Genomic DNA, 2159 nt, shown 5'->3' on the forward strand with positions numbered 1-2159 from the left:
TTTTTCCCTGTCTGTGCAATGCCTCTATGAAAAAGCAAGTAAAGGTTGCCACTATATATACAGTAAGTGCCCACGTTCCAACTTTACGTTGCACAGAGTTTTCATCCTCATACTTGGTTATAATTCTTCTGTACCTTTTCTTGAAGAAAAATCTGCCACACAGCAATGCTATTAAACTGCCTTCAATGATATAGTATTGAGTATCGGACGGATAATCAATGATTCCGTATTGGGTTAATATACCCCATGCGGTTAATACATTTGTACTTAACATGACCGAAAACAAAAGCATTGCCAAAAATGTGGCTCCTTCCGATACAGAAGAATGAAGCCATAATCTATAAAACCTATAATATAAATAGTCTATCATATATCTTATTACCATTAATGGTTTGGTGAGGAACAGCGTTTAGCTGTTATCTCGACCTTGTTACAGATGATTTAACTAACATAATTCCATTTCCAATATCGTATATACTTGACCTTTGGCATTGCGAATAAGTATGGAAATGAAATCAAAAGCATTACGTTTTAGATACTCTTTGTTTACCCGGTCGCCGTTAATTAGTTGTACTTGTTCGGTGGCTGGGTATTCATCATCGAAATCGGTATTACTGCATCCGAGAATGATAATTTCAAATTCTTTTTCAGCATCTTTATCTACAAACTGAATTTCAGGAGATAATGGTAGTTCTCTCTTATCCTCTATTAGTAATGCTTCATATCCATTATACCGTTCATCAAAAAGAGTAATCCTTTCTCCTGAATGTACTGAATCCGCATATATTGCCAAAGGTGAAGTTTGCTTGCCTACAATGGAATTATCAATTAATTCACCACAAAAGTAAAGTTTGAATTTTGTTTCGTTTTGCGGTGATATTAACCGACCTTTCCAATACACAGGATTATTAAACCATGAATCTTCTATCAATTCAGGAAAATAGCCTTTGTGTATAATAAATGGTTTCAGATAATCCGGTATATATTCCATATATTTCTGTATTAAGTTGTCTGTAATGGTTTGCAGCTTGCCGCCGTTAGGTGGCACAGGTGCTTGTTAGCTGTACTTTTTTTCTGAAAATTATATACAAGCATAGTAAAATTACCATAAATGGGATTGTATAAAAATTCAAGGTTGATACTATTTTATATTCAGATTCTATATAAACATATAACATTATTAGGATATGTGCAAGAAAAAAGGAAAGAAAACTATATAGCGAATTATTCCTTATTAATGCAAAACAATTAAGAAACATTGTAATAGAAATACCTGATAATATGGATGAAATGAATAAACAAAAAAGATATGGTGTTACAGGATTAATATAACAATGTGGATGATTGATTTTATCTTTTTCAACTATTATTGTCATACATATAAGGCAAAACATATAAATAAAATATGTGCTAAGCCAAATTTTCAATAATAATTTGAATATATAATTTTTCTGTTTCATATTTATTTTACAGCTAATGGTTTGGTGAGGAACAGCATTAAGCTGTTATCTCGACCTTGTTATAAACTCAACTAATAAGGTGCATCTTTAACAATCGGACAAACAATAAGTGTGTCTTTAGTTACAATTTGCTCATCTTCACTTCGTTTCAAATGCACTTTTCCTGTAAATGTCATTTTATCAATCTTAAATTCTTTTATATCATACTCTAACTGGTTCAACTCATAATACACACCAGAGTTATAGCAGGCAAAACACCCTACATATTTCTCTAAAATCCCACTTTTTTTATATATACTTTTTTGTTCATAATAATCACGGAAGCCGCCTTTATAAAACCGGATAATATACTGCTCATTCTCAGCAATAATATGGTCAAAATTGAACAACATCCACCATAATGGAGGAAAAATAACGAATGGCAATATACATACTCCAAAATAAATACGCATACAGACTTTGCTCCATGTAGGTGATTTTTTAGGCACACAGAACACCAAAACGAAAGGAGTAAGGAAAAACAATAAACGTAGCATATCGCCAATACTCCAGCGTATTCGGTCATAATTATCTACGAAACTTAAAATCATTAATCCTAATATTCCACATAGTATATGGATACTAAGAATGATATAAAAGAACTTGGATTTCATCATATTCCTGTCAAAATTGTTTATAATGGTTTAGCGGGGAACGCTG

3 protein-coding genes are annotated in these 2159 nt (G+C 32.1%); all 3 read right to left on the reverse strand.

Going from position 1 to position 2159, the window contains the following annotated elements; all coding sequences use genetic code 11:
- On the reverse strand, nucleotides 1-370 hold a 370-nt coding region (locus QVP90_RS15270; RefSeq protein WP_288204691.1), incomplete at its 3' end, for a hypothetical protein.
- A 75-nt stretch (nucleotides 371-445) separates the two neighbouring features.
- A complete protein-coding gene (locus tag QVP90_RS15275; protein WP_021936911.1) occupies nucleotides 446-991 on the reverse strand; it encodes a hypothetical protein in 546 nt (181 codons plus the stop codon).
- A gap of 540 nt (nucleotides 992-1531) precedes the next feature.
- Nucleotides 1532-2116, reverse strand: coding sequence for a hypothetical protein (locus QVP90_RS15280; protein ID WP_021936913.1), 585 nt, complete (start codon nucleotides 2114-2116; stop codon nucleotides 1532-1534).
- Nucleotides 2117-2159 lie beyond the last annotated feature (43 nt).

Origin of the sequence: Bacteroides sp. CAG:189 (assembly GCF_000432295.1) — a bacterium.
Lineage (GTDB): Bacteria > Bacteroidota > Bacteroidia > Bacteroidales > Bacteroidaceae > Bacteroides > Bacteroides salyersiae.